At 61.1% G+C, this 15,584-nt stretch carries 13 protein-coding genes; 7 read left to right on the plus strand and 6 right to left on the minus strand.

All coding sequences use genetic code 11. The features are described from left to right. Positions 1-30: 30 nt before the first annotated feature. Positions 31-1,509: an aldehyde dehydrogenase gene (locus A9762_RS05615; protein ID WP_069341056.1), complete on the minus strand. Its 1,479-nt coding sequence runs from the start codon at positions 1,507-1,509 to the stop codon at positions 31-33. 363 nt (positions 1,510-1,872) lie between these two features. Between A9762_RS05615 and A9762_RS05620 the strand changes: the two genes are divergently transcribed. Together A9762_RS05620 and A9762_RS05625 are read left to right on the plus strand one after the other, a co-directional pair. Then, positions 1,873-2,622 (plus strand): electron transfer flavoprotein subunit beta/FixA family protein, encoded by a 750-nt coding sequence (locus A9762_RS05620; RefSeq protein ID WP_069341057.1) that lies wholly within the window; start codon positions 1,873-1,875, stop codon positions 2,620-2,622. A gap of 15 nt (positions 2,623-2,637) precedes the next feature. Beyond that, complete coding sequence (locus A9762_RS05625; protein ID WP_069341058.1) at positions 2,638-3,573, plus strand: electron transfer flavoprotein subunit alpha/FixB family protein; 936 nt, start codon at positions 2,638-2,640, stop codon at positions 3,571-3,573. Between the two features lie 255 nt (positions 3,574-3,828). Here the strand turns inward: A9762_RS05625 and gyrB are convergent, their stop codons facing one another. The 4 genes from gyrB to A9762_RS28445 form a co-directional block, all read right to left on the minus strand. Continuing rightward, positions 3,829-6,306, minus strand: coding sequence for a DNA topoisomerase (ATP-hydrolyzing) subunit B (gene gyrB / locus A9762_RS05630; protein WP_069341059.1), 2,478 nt, complete (start codon positions 6,304-6,306; stop codon positions 3,829-3,831). 180 nt (positions 6,307-6,486) lie between these two features. Next, the gene (gene dnaN, locus A9762_RS05635; RefSeq protein ID WP_046290265.1) at positions 6,487-7,593 is read right to left on the minus strand and encodes a DNA polymerase III subunit beta; all 1,107 of its coding nucleotides are present in this window, start codon (positions 7,591-7,593) and stop codon (positions 6,487-6,489) included. Between the two features lie 263 nt (positions 7,594-7,856). After that, positions 7,857-9,395 carry a chromosomal replication initiator protein DnaA gene (gene dnaA / locus A9762_RS05640; protein ID WP_069341060.1) on the minus strand — a complete coding sequence of 513 codons (1,539 nt, stop codon included), beginning with the start codon at positions 9,393-9,395 and terminating at the stop codon, positions 7,857-7,859. Between the two features lie 140 nt (positions 9,396-9,535). Beyond that, positions 9,536-9,892 (minus strand): hypothetical protein, encoded by a 357-nt coding sequence (locus A9762_RS28445; protein ID WP_139133105.1) that lies wholly within the window; start codon positions 9,890-9,892, stop codon positions 9,536-9,538. A 319-nt stretch (positions 9,893-10,211) separates the two neighbouring features. On the opposite strand from A9762_RS28445, the gene rpmH reads away from it, so the two are divergent. The 5 genes from rpmH to mnmE all read left to right on the plus strand — a co-directional run bounded on the left by rpmH (position 10,212) and on the right by mnmE (position 14,477). After that, positions 10,212-10,346, plus strand: coding sequence for a 50S ribosomal protein L34 (rpmH, locus tag A9762_RS05645; RefSeq protein ID WP_010806664.1), 135 nt, complete (start codon positions 10,212-10,214; stop codon positions 10,344-10,346). A gap of 61 nt (positions 10,347-10,407) precedes the next feature. Next, positions 10,408-10,845: a ribonuclease P protein component gene (gene rnpA / locus A9762_RS05650; RefSeq protein ID WP_170836190.1), complete on the plus strand. Its 438-nt coding sequence runs from the start codon at positions 10,408-10,410 to the stop codon at positions 10,843-10,845. Between the two features lie 78 nt (positions 10,846-10,923). After that, positions 10,924-11,280, plus strand: coding sequence for a membrane protein insertion efficiency factor YidD (gene yidD / locus A9762_RS28015; protein WP_083253669.1), 357 nt, complete (start codon positions 10,924-10,926; stop codon positions 11,278-11,280). A gap of 24 nt (positions 11,281-11,304) precedes the next feature. Continuing rightward, positions 11,305-12,960: a membrane protein insertase YidC gene (gene yidC, locus A9762_RS05660; RefSeq protein ID WP_069341062.1), complete on the plus strand. Its 1,656-nt coding sequence runs from the start codon at positions 11,305-11,307 to the stop codon at positions 12,958-12,960. A 107-nt stretch (positions 12,961-13,067) separates the two neighbouring features. Further along, positions 13,068-14,477 carry a tRNA uridine-5-carboxymethylaminomethyl(34) synthesis GTPase MnmE gene (mnmE, locus tag A9762_RS05665; RefSeq protein ID WP_069341063.1) on the plus strand — a complete coding sequence of 470 codons (1,410 nt, stop codon included), beginning with the start codon at positions 13,068-13,070 and terminating at the stop codon, positions 14,475-14,477. 42 nt (positions 14,478-14,519) lie between these two features. Here mnmE and A9762_RS05670 read toward each other — a convergent pair whose 3' ends face one another. Beyond that, complete coding sequence (locus tag A9762_RS05670) at positions 14,520-15,299, minus strand: DUF2076 family protein (RefSeq protein ID WP_069341064.1); 780 nt, start codon at positions 15,297-15,299, stop codon at positions 14,520-14,522. Between the last annotated feature and the right edge of the window lie 285 nt (positions 15,300-15,584).

The following is a 15,584-nucleotide window of genomic DNA, read 5'->3' on the forward strand; positions in this document are numbered from 1 at the left end:
GTCTTCTCTACTGTGTTTTGCATGATCGTGTCAGCCGAGGATGAAGGGATTGGCACGATCGGGCTGCGTCGTGATCCACACGCTCTTGGTCTGGTAGTACTCCTTGAGCGCTTCGACGCCACCTTCGCGCCCGAGACCGCTCATCTTGTAGCCGCCGAAGGGTGTGGTGAAGCTGGTGCTGCGGTAGTTGTTCACCCAGACAGTGCCCGCACGAATGCGGTCGACGCAGTAGAACGCGCGATGCAAATCGCGGGTCCAGACAGCGGCAGCCAGGCCGAAATCGACATCGTTGGCGATGCGAATGGCGTCGTCCTCGTTCTTGAACCGGATCACCGAAAGCACGGGACCGAACACCTCCTGTTGCGCGATGCGCATGTCGTTGGTGACGTTAGTGAAGATCGTCGGCGCGATGAACTGTCCCTGCCCGAAGCCTTCGCCTGTGAGCGGGTGGCCGCCCAGCACGCAAGTCGCCCCGTCGTCCTTGGCCATCTGAATCATGCCCAGAATTTTTTCCCACTGCGGACGTGTCGCGATCGGACCGACCTGCGTGTCCATCTGCGAAGGATCGCCGATGCGGGCCTCCGACACCATGGCGATCAGGCGCTCGACGAAGGTGTCGTAAATGTTCTCCTGAAGCAGCAAGCGCGAGCCCGCCATGCAGGTTTGCCCGGAGGCGGCGAACACGCCGGAGACCGCGCCTTTGACCGCCTGATCGAGATCGGCATCGTCGAACACGATGTTCGGCGACTTGCCGCCGAGTTCCAGCGTGACTTTCTTCAAGTCTTCGGCCGCAAGACGATTCACGGCGCGCCCGCCAATGTCGCCGCCGGTAAAGGCGACCTTCGCCGTTAGACGATGTCGGACCAGCGGTTCGCCGACTTCTGCGCCATATCCGGTAACAACGTTCACGACACCGCGCGGAAAGCCAGCCTGCTCGGCGAGTTTAGCCAGTTCAAGCAGCGAGGCCGAAGTGAATTCCGATGGCTTGAGCACGATCGTGTTGCCGGCAGCGAGTGCGGGGGCCATCTTCCATGAAGTCAGCGACAGCGGCGAGTTCCACGGCGTGATCGCCACGACGACACCGAGTGGCTCGTACTTGGTGTAGTTGAACACGCCGGGCTTGTTGATCGGCACAACACTGCCGCCGATCTTGTCGGCGAGGCCGGCGTAGTAGTGGAACCACTGCGCGACATTCTTCACCTGCGAGCTGACTTCGGCGATCAGCTTGCCGTTGTCGCGCTGCTCGATCCGCCCGAGCCGGTCCGCATTCACTTCGATGAGATCGGCGAACCGACGCAGCAGTGCACCGCGCTGTGTAGCGCTCAGCCCGGACCACTCCGGCGACAGAAAGGCGCGATGCGCGGCTTCGACGGCGCGGTTCGCATCTTCGGCATTGCCGCGCGGAATTCGCGCCCAAACTTCACCGGAATACGGTTCGACGGTGTCGAACCACTCACCCGACGAGGGGGCGCACCACTCGCCATCGATATATAGCTGGAACTGCTCCATGGAATGTCTCCTGATGTGTCTTTCACGCGCGTACCGAGATCCGGGGCGACCTCGCGTGGCTGTCGTACGAATTGTGAAATAGGTCGATTTATTTCGTCCAATCGCCTGATTTTAATAATTGATAAATGCCAGGAATGAATTGGCGGCGAATGCGCGTATGGGTTCGAAAAATCGATATCTGTCAGTTATCAAACGATAAGTATTGTGAAATGGACATGATCGATGGCGTCGAACAGAATGGCCGCCGGCATGCGTTGGGCGGCGGTGGCGCGTCGGAACGCGTGGTCAGGCATGACACGAACCACGCGATATTCCCTGCGCTTCGTTTCGTGTGCCGTCCATTTTTCAGGAAGGAGGAGCGTAGTGAAGGTATTGACCGCAGTCAAACGCGTGGTCGACTACAACGTGAACATTCGCGTGAAGGCGGATGGCACTGGAGTTGACATCGCGAACGTGAAGATGTCGATGAATCCCTTCGACGAAATCGCCGTCGAGGAGGCGGTACGACTCAAGGAGGCCGGTGTCGCGACCGAAGTGGTCGTCGTGTCCGTTGGTGTTGCACAGTCGCAGGAAACCCTTCGCACTGCGCTCGCGATGGGGGCGGATCGGGCGATTCTTGTCGAGACAGCGGACGGCACGGAGCCACTGACGGTCGCGAAACTCCTCAAGGCAATCGTCGACAAGGAGCAACCGCAACTGATCGTGCTCGGCAAGCAGGCAATCGACGACGACGCCAACCAGACCGGACAAATGCTGGCGGCGCTGGCGGATCTGCCGCAAGCGACCTTCGCCTCGAAGGTGACGCTGGAGAGCGGCAAGGCGACGGTCGAGCGTGAAGTGGATGGCGGCTCGCAAACGCTCTCGCTCACCCTGCCGGCTGTCGTCACGGCGGACCTGCGACTCAACGAACCCCGCTACGTCACGCTGCCGAGCATCATGAAGGCGAAGAAGAAGCCGCTTGAGACGATCAGCGCGGAGGCGCTCGGGGTCGACGTCACGCCACGGCTGCAAACGTTAAAGGTCGCGGCGCCGCCAGCGCGGGCGGCCGGCCAACGTGTGGACGATGTGAAGACGCTGGTCGAGAAGCTCAAGACTGAAGCGAAAGTGCTGTAAAGGAGGGGGACCTACATGACGATTCTGATCATTGCCGAACATGACGGTGCTTCGATCAAGCCCGCGACGTTGAATGTCGTGAGCGCGGCTCAACAGATCGGTGGCGAGATTCACCTGCTCGTAGCGGGACATCAGGCGCAGGTCGCCGCGAGCGCCGCGGCGTCGATTGCAGGCATCGCGAGAGTGTTGCTGGCCGACGCGCCGCAACTCGTCGGGGAGCTGGCCGAAAATTTGGCGCAGACCGTGCTGAGCATCGCTGGCACTTACTCTCACTTGCTCGTATCGGCGACGGCGTTCGGCAAAAACCTGATGCCGCGCATTGCGGCAAAGCTCGACGTCGCGCAGATTTCCGAGATCACGGCGGTGCACGGCGCCGATACGTTCGACAGGCCGATCTATGCCGGTAATGCCATCGCTACGGTTCGCTCACGCGACGCCGTGAAGGCGATAACCGTACGCGCGACGGCGTTTACACCCGTGAGCGCGCAGGGCGGTAACGCGTCCATCGAGCGCATCGATGCGGCCGCAGACAGTGGCAAGTCGACGTTTGTCAGTCGGAATGAGACGGCACTCGACCGGCCGGAACTGACCAGCGCGCGTGTCATCGTCTCGGGAGGTCGCGGCCTTGGCAGCGACGAGAATTTCGCGCGCGTTCTCGAACCCCTCGCCGACCGGCTTCAGGCCGCGCTTGGTGCGTCCAGAGCCGCAGTCGATGCCGGGTATGTGCCGAATGACCTGCAAGTCGGACAGACCGGCAAAATCGTGGCGCCGCAGTTGTACATCGCCGTCGGCATCTCGGGGGCGATTCAGCACGTCGCCGGTATGAAAGATTCCAAGATCATTGTCGCGATCAACAAGGATGCGGAAGCACCGATTTTCGGCGTGGCGGATTACGCCATCGTTGGGGATCTGTTCTCGATTGTGCCGGAACTGGTGGCGGCTCTAGCGTAAGCGCTTCACCGGTGGGCGCACGCATCATCGCTCACCGGATTAACGCCCGCGACCTGCGCCCGGATGCCGACGGCAAATTAGAGAATCGTCGAAAAAGAAAAAGGCCTTGAACCAAGGCCTTTTTCTAGTTCTCGCCCCCATCACAGCATTACTGCTTTGGCATGGCGGTAGGTCAGTCGCTTCTACTTCGTCGTCAAGTCGTAAAACTGTGGCGCCAGTCGCACTTACTCTGGCGCGCTACGTCATCCGACTGAATCAAACATCAATATTCCCAGCCCGCAGCGCATTGCTTTCAATAAACGCGCGGCGCGGCTCAACATCGTCACCCATCAGCGTCGTGAAGATGCCGTCGGCGGCGATGGCGTCTTCGATCTGTACGCGGAGCAGGCGGCGGACCGTCGGGTCCATCGTCGTTTCCCAGAGCTGTTCGGCGTTCATCTCGCCCAGGCCCTTATAGCGCTGCTTCGAGACCTTGCTCTCCGCATCGGCCATCAGCCACTTCATCGCCGACTTGAAGTTCGTCACCGCTTGCGAACGCTCGCCACGCTTGATCGTCGCACCTTCACCGATCAGCCCCTTGAACGTCTCGGCCGTCTTCTGCAACTGCGCGTAATCCGCCGATTGCAGGAAGTCCGGATCGATCACGCTGACCTTCACGTTGCCATGATGACGACGCTCCACACGCAGCGACACCACCGGGTCCGCATTCTCGACGTCTTCCGTCACCGCCGTGATCGTGATCTCCGGCGCCAGCGGGTCATTGCTCAACGCCGCTTCCAATGCCGCCGCCGATTGCTTCGCAACTTCTTCGTTGGTCAGATCGATATCGACGCCCTCGGTCACCGCCGTCAGCACCGACGCCTCATACACGCGGCTCAGACGCTCGATCACGCCATCCGACAACTGATAGCTGCGCGTCAGTTCGCCCAGTGCATCGCCCGAAATCGGGGCCGCGCCCGTCGTCGGCACCAGCTCCGCGTTGTTCAGCGCCAGCTTCAGCATGTACTGACCCAGCTCGGACTCGTCCTTGATGTAACGCTCGTCCTTGTTGTGCTTGACCTTGTACAGCGGCGGCTGCGCAATGTACACGTAGCCGCGCTCGATCAGCTCCGGCACCTGACGGTACAGGAACGTCAGCAACAGCGTACGGATGTGCGCACCGTCCACGTCAGCATCGGTCATGATGATAATGCGGTGATAACGCAGCTTGTCGATGTTGTAGTCGTCCTTGCCGATGCCGCAACCCAGCGCGGTAATCAGCGTCACGATCTGCTCGCTCGAAATCAGCTTGTCGAAACGCGCCTTCTCGACGTTCAGCACCTTGCCACGCAGCGGCAGAATCGCCTGGAACTTACGGTCGCGACCCTGCTTTGCCGAACCGCCTGCCGAGTCACCCTCGACCACGTAGATTTCGCACAGCGCCGGATCCTTCTCCTGGCAGTCCGCCAGCTTGCCCGGCAGACCCACGCCGTCAAGCACGCCCTTACGACGCGTCATTTCACGCGCCTTACGTGCCGCGTCGCGCGCACGCGCCGCTTCCACGATCTTCGAGCAAATGATCTTCGCGTCGATCGGCGTCTCTTGCAGGAAATCCTCCAGCGCCTTCGCCACGTACTCTTCCACCGGCGCACGCACTTCGGACGACACCAGCTTGTCCTTCGTCTGCGACGAGAACTTCGGCTCAGGCACCTTCACCGACAACACGCAGGTCAGACCCTCGCGCATGTCGTCGCCCGTCGTTTCGACCTTGGCCTTCTTCGCGATCTCGCTCTCGGCGATGTACTTGTTGATCACGCGCGTCATTGCCGCACGCAGACCCGTCAAGTGCGTACCGCCGTCACGCTGCGGAATGTTGTTCGTGAAGCACAGCACCGATTCGTTGTAGCTGTCATTCCACTGCATGGCGACTTCCACGCCAATGCCGTCGCGCTCGCCCATCACGTGGAAGACGGTCGGGTGCAGCACCGTCTTCGACTTGTTGATGTACTCGACGAAGCCCTTCACGCCGCCACCGAACGCGAAATCGTCTTCCTTGCCCGTGCGCTGATCCGTCAGACGAATGCGAACGCCGTTGTTCAGGAAGGACAGCTCGCGCATGCGCTTGGCGAGAATGTCGTAGTGGAATTCGACCTTGCCGAAGATCGTTTCGTCAGCCAGGAAGTGCACTTCCGTGCCGCGCTTGTCCGTGTCGCCCAACACCTTGAGCGGCGACGTCTCAACGCCGTCGACCACCTCGATCTCACGGTTCTGCGGCACGCCACGGTGGAATTCCATGAAGTGCTTCTTGCCGTCGCGACGCACGGTGACCTTGAGGTACGACGAGAGCGCGTTCACGCACGACACACCCACACCGTGCAGACCGCCCGACACCTTGTAGCTGTTCTGGTCGAACTTGCCGCCGGCGTGCAGCTCCGTCATCACGATTTCCGCCGCGCTACGCTTCGGCTCGTGCTTGTCGTCGAACTTGATGCCCGTGGGAATGCCGCGACCGTTGTCCGTCACGGAAATGGAATTGTCCGCGTGAATGATCACGTGGATGTCATCGCAGTAACCCGCAAGCGCCTCGTCGATCGAGTTGTCCAGCACCTCGAAAACCAGGTGATGCAGACCCGTACCGTCCGACGTGTCGCCAATGTACATGCCGGGACGCTTGCGCACAGCCTCCAGACCCTCGAGGATCTGAATGGAGGCTGCACCATAGCCGCTTTCGGCCTGCTTTTGCTGTTCGCTCATGACAATCTTCCGGTTACTGCGTCATTTCTGACGAATTACTGCTTCATGACCTGCCGCCCCCCGAACGCTTTTGGCGCTCCGAAGGCCGCTTATCCCGCAAAAGGATAATTCTCTAGAAACGCCAAAGGGGCGCTCGGCCCCTTCGCGCATGTGTGACGGCGCGTATGGCGGACAAGCCGCTCAAATGCGCATCGGCATGACGACGTACTTGAATTCGTCGTTGTCAGGCAGGGTGATCAGCGCGCTCGAATTGGCGTCGCCGAGGCTGACCTTCACCTGCTCGACCTTGAGGTTCGACAGCACGTCGAGCAGATACGTCACGTTAAAGCCGATGTCCACCGACTCGCCCGTGTAATCGATCTCGATTTCTTCTTGCGCTTCTTCGTTTTCGGTGTTGTTCGCGCTGATCTTCAACTGGTTTTCGCTCACCAGGAAACGCACACCCTTGAACTTGTCCGACGTCACGATCGCCGCGCGCTGCAACGAACGATGCAGCTCTTCACGGCTGATCACGAAGCTCTTGTTGTAACCCTTCGGGATCACTCGGTTGAAGTCGGGGAACTTGCCCTCGACCAGCTTCGATACCAGCTCGACGTTCGCGAAACGGAACTTGACCTGGCTCGGCGCCACGTCGATCTGCACCGGATCGTCGATGTCTTCGAGCAGACGCTGCAACTCGAGAATCGTCTTGCGCGGGATGATCACTTCCTGACGTGCGAACTTCTCGCCCGCAATCGTCGTGTTGCAGTACGCCAGACGGTGACCGTCCGTCGCCACGGCTTCGATCTTCTCGCCCTCGACCACCAGCAGCATGCCGTTCAGGTAATAACGGATGTCCTGCTGCGCCATGGCGAAGTGCACCATGCCCAGCAGTTGGCGGAACGCACGCTGCGGCAGCGCGAAGCTCGCGGCGTAGTCGTTGGCCTCAGCCACCGTCGGGAAATCTTCGGCCGCCAGCGTCTGCAACTGGAAACGGCTCTTGCCGGCCTGCACCGTCAGACGCTTGTCCGACAGCGACAACGCGACTTCGGCGTCCGGCATGTTGCGAAGGATGTCGAGCAGTTTGCGCGCAGCCACGGTCGTCGCCACATCATCGGCGCCGGCACCGCAATCAGCGGTGGTCGTGATCTGCAACTCGAGATCGGTCGACAGGAAGGAAATGTCCTGTCCGTGCTTGCGAATCAGCAAATTGGCCAGAATCGGCAACGTGTGGCGACGCTCGACGATGCCACTCACAATTTGCAGCGGCCGCAGCAGATTGTCTCGTTGAGTTTTGACCAATTGCATATTTATCCTTCGTAGTAACTGTTAACGGGTGCCAGTTTCTGCTGAAAACCCGAAGATTCCCTTATCAATCAATCGCTTGCAGATGGGATAACAGGGCGGAAAACGCTGTGGACGAGCCGGGGACGCATTGTGCGCCGATCCGCTATTGTGCCCGAAAACCCCAGTTCCCCCCAAACCGCACCCAGCTTATCCACAGGGATCCGGGCAACCCCGCCCGACACCCTGCAAATTCGTTGGCTGTGACGCCAACCCCAACCGGTCCGTTACCCCTTGAGCGTCTGCTCCAGCACGTGCAACTCGTGGTTGAGCTGCGCGTCCTTGCCCCGCTCTTCTGCAATCTTGCGTACCGCGTGCAGCACGGTCGTATGGTCGCGTCCGCCGAACAGTTCGCCGATTTCCGGCAGGCTCTTCTGCGTCAGCTCCTTCGCCAGATACATTGCAATCTGCCGCGGCCGTGCAATATTGGCAGGCCGCTTTTTCGAATACATGTCGGCGACCTTGATATTGTAAAAATCGGCGACCGTCTTCTGGATGTTCTCGACAGAAATCTGACGATTCTGAACCGTCAACAGATCTTTCAACGCTTCCTTCGTCAGCTCGATCGTGATCTCGCGACCGTGGAACTTCGAGTACGCCAGGATCTTGCGCAGCGCGCCCTCCAGTTCACGGACGTTCGAGCGCAAGTGCTTACCGACGAAGAACGCCACGTCCTCCGAGAGCCCCACACCTTCGGCCTGCGCCTTCTTGATCAGGATCGCCACGCGCATTTCGAGCTCTGGCGGCTCGATGGCCACCGTGAGACCCGAATCGAAACGCGAAATCAGGCGGTCGTCGATGCCGGTGATTTCCTTCGGGTACGTGTCGCTCGTGATGATCACCTGCGCACGGTTCGCAATCAGCGCTTCGAACGCGTAGAAGAATTCTTCCTGCGTACGGCTCTTGCCCGAGAAGAACTGAATATCGTCGATCAGCAGCAGATCGAGCGAATGGTAGTAACGCTTGAATTCGTCGAAAGCCTTGCGCTGATACGCCTTGACCACGTCGGACACGTATTGCTCGGCGTGGATGTAGCGAATGCGCGGGTTCTGCTTCTCGGCCAGCAACTGGTTGCCGATGGCATGAATCAAGTGGGTCTTACCGAGACCGACACCGCCATACAGGAACAGCGGGTTGTACGACGTACCCGGGTTGTTCGCGACCTGAATCGCCGCGGCGCGGGCCAACTGGTTCGATTTACCCGTGACGAAATTGTCGAAGGTCAGCACTGGGTTGAGCTTCGAGCGCTCATAGATCGACTCGACTTCACCGACCTGAACCGGCTCCTGCGGCGTCACTCGCCAGTTGCGACGCACCGCCTCGGCTTCGCTCGCTTCCAGATCGGGACGCTCCCCGTCGAGCGACGCCGTATCGGCCGCATGACCACCCGCGACCGCGGCCTGCGCGGCAGCGGCGGCCGGGTTGGCACGCGCGACGCTCGTCGGCACGGGGGCCGGTGCGGCGCTCGGCGTCGGGGCAGGTGCCGGAGCAGGGGTCGAGGAGGGCACACGCAGACCAGCCTTCGGATCGAGGACGAACGTCACTTCGATCGGGGCGTTCCAGTAGTCCGACGCCATGGTCTGGATTCGCCCGGAGAACTGGCTTCTCACCCAATCCAGCTTGAAGCGGTTGGGCGCGCCGATCTTGAGCGTGCGCGCCTGTTCGTCGAAGTCGAGCGGCGCCAGCGGTTTGATCCAGGTGCGGAATTGCTGGGGCGTGAGCTCTTGTTCGAGACGGGTCGCGCAGTGTTGCCAGAAATCGTTCATGCAGCGTGTATCCAGGTGGCGCGGAGCCCATCCGACGACATCGGTCTGGCACTTTATCGCCCACTATCCGTTACATCAGATATGGGGACGAAACGTGCCAAACCAAGCGGTTTCCCTGTCCCGGACTGGATCGGGACGGGTCACCGGTAGAGGTCGAGTCGGACCAGCGGCGCATTGCAGATGTCCGGCAGGACGCGAACCATGGCGCTGCGTTCGGGTTCCATCTCGCGCGTGCGGCCGGCTCCTCCGGCGCGCGCAGACGACAAAACCCGGCGCGCTATCCACATGGCGACGTCACCGGTACTCTGCTGGGAAAAAAATTGATGGGGGATTTTACCGCCAAAGCGTCGGCAAAGCGAGTTATCCACAGGAATGCCCACAGCACGCGCATCTCCGGGCGGACGCACCGCGTTAACCCGCCTGCGTTCGCACGATGCCTGCGCAAATGCCCGGCAATTGCGACGATTTGCCGCGACGCCCGGGAAATCTGCCCACATTCCCATTTATCCACTGGCACAAAATGACGACACAGGCATTTCGAGCCATTATCCACAGCCTGGAGGCTGTCGAATGGCGTATCTGCGACAACCCGGGCGACGATCGTGCGCGGGCGCAGCGGGGGCGATGGCTAACCTATTGACACACAACGGAAAAGCCGATTAAATAGCGGGTTCGTTAGAAAGATAACCGGATTCCTATCCAACTCCCGACGGCTGGGATGCGCGTGAAAGTCCTTGAATTTGCAGGTTTTCACGGTGTCCTTGTGGCGTTTTACGATGCTGCTGCGCGGGAATTTTTTCACACAGTGAGTGCATCATGAAACGTACTTTTCAGCCTTCCGTGACGCGCCGCAAGCGCACCCATGGCTTCCTGGTTCGCATGAAGACCCGTGGCGGCCGCAAGGTCATCGCCGCTCGTCGCGCCAAGGGCCGTAAGCGCCTGGCCGTTTAATCGCGGTTCTCGGTCATACCGCGGTTTGCGCGTTAAGTCCGCAAGGCGCGAAGTCCCGGCTCTGGGGTTTCCCAAAGCCGCCAGACTTCTCAAAACGGATGAGTTTTCATCCGTTTTTAGTTTGCGCCCCCTGCGTCGCAGCGCGCACTTCGTGTTGTATATGCGCTGGCGCGAAGATGCGCCGGACACCTCTGCCGATGCCACGCCTCAAGAAGGCCGCATCGGCATTGTCGTCGGCAAGAAGCACGCACCGCGTGCGGTCACTCGCAATCTGATCAAACGTCAGGCGCGCGAGATGTTCCGCCAGCGTCGTGCGGCACTCGTCGGCTGGGATTTCGTATTGCGACTGACCCGGCGATTCGACAAGGGGACGTATACAGCGGCGGCGGCGCCGGTGTTGAACACACTGTGCCAGACCGAGTTCGCGCAGCTCTTCGACGCAGCCGAAAAGGCCGCCCGCAAGCGCCGCGCCTCCGACGACAAGACGGAAGGTAGTTAGTCCCCACACGGTAGCGCCCGACCCCGGGCATGCGCCGCCCTCCCGGCCACCTCGGCCGGATTGACAGGCGGAATCGAGATGCGAAGCGTGCTGTTGTTGCTCCTGCGCGGTTACAAGCTGGTGATCAGTCCCTGGCTGGGGAACCGTTGCCGCTTTCATCCGAGCTGCTCCGACTACGCACGCGAGGCCATCGTCGAGCACGGTGCCGGTTACGGCACTTATCTCGCGGCCAGGCGTCTATGCCGCTGTCATCCGTTTCACCCCGGCGGTTTCGATCCCGTACCGCCGGCTCGACACGTCTGTAACGTTCCCGATCAAAACGCTGATGGTGCCGACAAGGCCGCCGGAAACGACACGTCGCGAACCAGGCAGACGGTCTCGTCCGGGCCCGCGGCCGCATCGGCAGTAACGCGCCGCGCGCCGGGCCATTCCTGAGTTTCGTCCACCACGAGTTACCGCATGGACATCAAACGCACCGTACTCTGGGTCATTTTCGCGCTGTCTGTCGTGATGCTTTTCGACAACTGGCAACGCGCCAATGGCCATTCGTCGCTGTTCTTCCCGACGCCCGAGGCATCCGCCCCGGCGGCAACGGGCGCCAACCAGACGCCGGCTAACGACCTGCCGCAATCGGCCAACGCCGGCGCTGCCGCAGGCAACGCACCGGGTAACGCACCGGCTGCTGCCACCGCGCAGAAGGTTCGCATCACGACCGACGTCTACGAAGCCGACATCAGCACGCAAGGCGGCACGCTGTCGTTCCTGGCGCTCACGAAGTGGCCGGATGCCGACGAAGCCGACAAGCACGTCGTGCTGTTCGACAACACCCCGAGCCATCAGTACTTCGCTCGCACGGGTCTGATCGGCGGCGATTTCCCGAACCACAACGACATCTTCACGCTGGTGCCCGGCCCGACCACGATGACGGGCGACACGCTGACCGTGAAGTTCGAATCGCCGGTCAAGGGTGGCCTGCAACTGGTGCGTGCCTACACGTTCCATCGCGGCAGCTACGTGATCGACGTGTCGAACACGATCGTCAACAAGACCGACGCCGCCATCAAGCCGACGCTGTACATGGAATTGGTGCGCGACGGCCGCGAAATCAGCGGCGCGAAGTTCTCGCACACGTTCACGGGCCCGACGGTCTACAGCAGCGACGAGAAGTTCCAGAAGATCACGTTCAGCGACATCGACAAGGACAAGGCGAAGTACATCAAGCAGTCCAGCGATGGCTGGATCGGCATGGTGCAGCATTACTTCGCTACCGCCTGGATTCCGAAGGAAGGTGTCGCACGCGACAACTACATCGGCAAGCTGGACAACGGTCTGTATCGTGTCGGCGTGAAAGAGCAGCTCGCGAGCATTCCCGCGAATGGCAGCCAGACGGTCGATGCACGTTTGTTCGCCGGCCCGCAGGAAGAGCACATGCTCGAACAGATCGCGCCGGGTCTGGAACTGACGAAGGACTACGGTTACTTCACGATTCTGGCCAAGCCGCTGTTCTGGCTGCTCTCGAAGCTGCACGGACTGATCGGTAACTGGGGTTGGGCGATCATCGCCGTGACCGTGATCATCAAGCTGGTGTTCTTCCCGCTGTCGGCAGCAAGCTACAAGTCGATGGCGCGCATGAAGGAAATCACGCCGCGCATGCAGGCGCTTCGCGAACGCTACAAGAGCGATCCGCAGAAGATGAACGCCGCGCTCATGGAGCTGTACAAGACCGAGAAGGTCAATCCGTTCGGCGGCTGTATCCCGATCGTGATTCAGATCCCGGTGTTCATTGCGCTGTACTGGGTGTTGCTCTCGTCGGTGGAAATGCGCGGTGCGCCGTGGCTGGGCTGGATTCATGACCTCTCGACGCAGGATCCGTATTACATCCTGCCGGTGCTGATGGCCGTGTCGATGTTCATCCAGACGAAGCTGAACCCGACGCCGCCGGATCCGATGCAGGCCAAGATGATGATGTTCATGCCGCTGATCTTCTCGGTGATGTTCCTCTTCCTGCCGTCCGGTCTGGTGCTGTACTACGTGGTCAACAACACGTTGTCGATCGCGCAGCAATGGTCGATCAACCGAATGCTCGGGACCAAGAAGAAGGAAAAGGCGGCCTGACGATTGACGTCTGACCGTCTGAAAGACCTAGCCGCCCGCGAGTCTCTCGCGGGCGGTTTTGTTTGGTGCATGTCAAAATAAGCCACCGTTTTTCAACGAATCGTTCCATGAGCGTTACTGCCTCCACTACTGCCGTTGCAAGCGTCCCGATCGCTGCCATCGCCACCGCCCCCGGACGCGGCGGCATCGGCGTGGTGCGCGTGTCCTTCGGCAAGCATCGCGGCGACGCCGTGCAACGTGTCATCGCGCGTCTCGTCGGGCAACCGCTCAAGCCGCGTCATGCGTCGTATCTGCCGTTCCTCGACGGTGCCGGTGACGCCCTGGATCGCGGCATCGCGCTGTACTTCCCCGGCCCGAATTCGTACACCGGCGAGGACGTGCTGGAACTGCAAGGTCACGGCGGCCCGATCGTTCTGCAACTGCTGTTGCAGCGTTGTATCGACGAAGGGGCAGCGCTTGGGGTGCGTCTTGCCGAGCCGGGCGAATTCACGCATCGCGCGTTTCTGAACGACAAGCTCGATCTGGCGCAGGCCGAAGCGGTGGCGGATCTGATCGAAGCGAGCACCGAGGCGGCGGCACGTTCGGCGAGCCGGTCGTTGGACGGTGCGTTTTCGCGCGAGATTCATTCGCTGGTGGATCTGGTGATTCATCTGCGCATGCTCGTCGAAGCGACGCTCGATTTCCCGGAAGAGGAAATCGATTTTCTGGAGGCGGCGGACGCCTTCGGTCAACTCGAACGCATTCGCGCGCAGTTGGCGCAGGTGCTCTCGCAAGCACGGCAGGGTGCGTTGTTGCGTGAGGGGATCAACGTCGTGCTGGCAGGGCAGCCGAACGTCGGCAAGTCGTCGTTGCTCAACGCGCTGGCCGGCGCCGAGCTGGCGATCGTCACGCCGATTGCCGGGACCACACGCGACAAGGTGCAACAGACGATTCAGATCGACGGCATTCCGCTGCACATCATCGACACGGCGGGTTTGCGGGAGACGGAAGACGAAGTGGAGCGCATTGGCATCGCGCGTAGCTGGAGCGAGATCGCGAAGGCGGATGCGGTCCTGCATCTGCTCGATTCGCGCACCGGCATGACGCCCGAAGACGAAGTCATCGCGACGCAACTGCCGAAGCACGTGCCCATCGTGCGCGTGTACAACAAGACGGATCTGGCGGGTGAACCGGCGACGGTCTTGCCGGCGGAAGGCACGGCGCCGCTGGGCGTGCGCTTGTCGGCAAAAGGCGGGCAGGGGATCGACTTCCTGCGTGCGGAACTGCTCAGGATTGCCGGATGGCAGGCGGGTAACGAAGGCGTGTTTCTGGCGCGCGAACGGCATTTGTCGGCCCTTCGCGCGGCACGCGATCACATCGAGATGGCAGATGCGCATGCGCGTCAGAACGCAAGCGCACTCGATCTCTTCGCCGAAGAACTACGTCTCGCTCAGGAACAACTCAGCACGATCACCGGTGAATTCACTTCGGACGATTTGCTTGGCGTGATCTTCAGTCGGTTTTGTATTGGGAAGTGATATCGGCGCGAGTGCTATTCATGCACCCGCGCCGTTGGTCGCTCAAACGTAATTCGAATCGTCGTCGTAATCGCCGGTGTCCATCAGGCCGTCGTCGATGTTCGAGAAGTCCGAGTTCGACGTGTCGAGGAAGTTGTCGCTTCCGCTTCCACCACCATTTCCGCCGCCGTTTCCGTTCTCGTAGATCGTGTTGTTGATGATCGTCTCCGAGGGCATCATGCCGCCGCCCAATCCGCCCATCGCCGGTTGGCCGAAGAAGCCGCCGCCGCTGTTGCGGTGAAACAGACTCTCGATGCCCTGGAACAGGAAAGCGCCGCCGGCAACACCTGCCGCAGTCGTCGCGATGCTGCCGAGCGTGCTGCGAGCGCCATCGCCTAACCACCCCGAGCGTTGCGCGGGCGCAGCAGCCTGTGGAGCCGGCTGAGCCTGCGCAGGGGCTTGCATCTGCGTCGGAGCCGGATACGGAGCCGGTGCCGCACCCGCTCCAGCGTTGCCGTACACCGCCGCCGTCGGTGCCGCCCCCGCTGCATACCCTCCGTTCCCCGCGTTACCCCACGTGTTGGCCCCCCCGAGGAAGCCGTCGTGCGCACCGCCGCCCTGCGCCGACTGCAATTGCGATTGCAGCGTCGCGATCTGCGCACGTGCAGACACCAGTGCGTGATCGAGCAGCAATGCACGCTGCACGAGGAGATACGCCGCGTCCGGCTGACGGCGCACGGCATCGGCGATCAACGCCTCCGCCTGCTCGTCTTTGACGCCTGCCTGCGCTTGCGTAAGTTGAGTCAGAAAGCCCTGAAGTGTCTGCAATTCCTGCTGGTTCATGATGTGCCCCTGTGAGCGACGCGAGTGGTGCGAGCGATGCGTGTGATAAGTGTCATGCGCCTCGCACAGATGATGCAGCGGGTGCGAGTCACGAGGCCAGTGTGCGTCGGCAAGCTTAAGCGGATCTTAAGACGGCCGACCGTCATGTAACGACATGTAGCCGCTCGCGCATACCGCGGCGAAATGGCGTCGTCGGCGCAGCGACGGCGCGTCGATCGCATCCCCGTGATACGCCGCCGCCGACGTCGGAACGCACCGGCCCGCTGACGCTCAGTCCCCCTCGAT

Origin of the sequence: Pandoraea sp. ISTKB (assembly GCF_001721285.1) — a bacterium.
GTDB lineage: Bacteria > Pseudomonadota > Gammaproteobacteria > Burkholderiales > Burkholderiaceae > Pandoraea > Pandoraea capi.

Excerpts from the sequence above, each read along its gene's own strand:
- A9762_RS05615 (WP_069341056.1), bottom strand. The coding sequence starts at position 1,509 with ATGGAGCAGTTCCAGCTATATATCGATGGCGAGTGGTGCGCCCCCTCG.
- A9762_RS05625 (WP_069341058.1), top strand. The coding sequence starts at position 2,638 with ATGACGATTCTGATCATTGCCGAACATGACGGTGCTTCGATCAAGCCC.
- gyrB (WP_069341059.1), bottom strand. The coding sequence starts at position 6,306 with ATGAGCGAACAGCAAAAGCAGGCCGAAAGCGGCTATGGTGCAGCCTCC.
- dnaN (WP_046290265.1), bottom strand. The coding sequence starts at position 7,593 with ATGCAATTGGTCAAAACTCAACGAGACAATCTGCTGCGGCCGCTGCAA.
- dnaA (WP_069341060.1), bottom strand. The coding sequence starts at position 9,395 with ATGAACGATTTCTGGCAACACTGCGCGACCCGTCTCGAACAAGAGCTC.
- A9762_RS28445 (WP_139133105.1), bottom strand. The coding sequence starts at position 9,892 with ATGTGGGCAGATTTCCCGGGCGTCGCGGCAAATCGTCGCAATTGCCGG.
- rpmH (WP_010806664.1), top strand. The coding sequence starts at position 10,212 with ATGAAACGTACTTTTCAGCCTTCCGTGACGCGCCGCAAGCGCACCCAT.
- yidD (WP_083253669.1), top strand. The coding sequence starts at position 10,924 with ATGCGAAGCGTGCTGTTGTTGCTCCTGCGCGGTTACAAGCTGGTGATC.
- yidC (WP_069341062.1), top strand. The coding sequence starts at position 11,305 with ATGGACATCAAACGCACCGTACTCTGGGTCATTTTCGCGCTGTCTGTC.
- mnmE (WP_069341063.1), top strand. The coding sequence starts at position 13,068 with ATGAGCGTTACTGCCTCCACTACTGCCGTTGCAAGCGTCCCGATCGCT.
- A9762_RS05670 (WP_069341064.1), bottom strand. The coding sequence starts at position 15,299 with ATGAACCAGCAGGAATTGCAGACACTTCAGGGCTTTCTGACTCAACTT.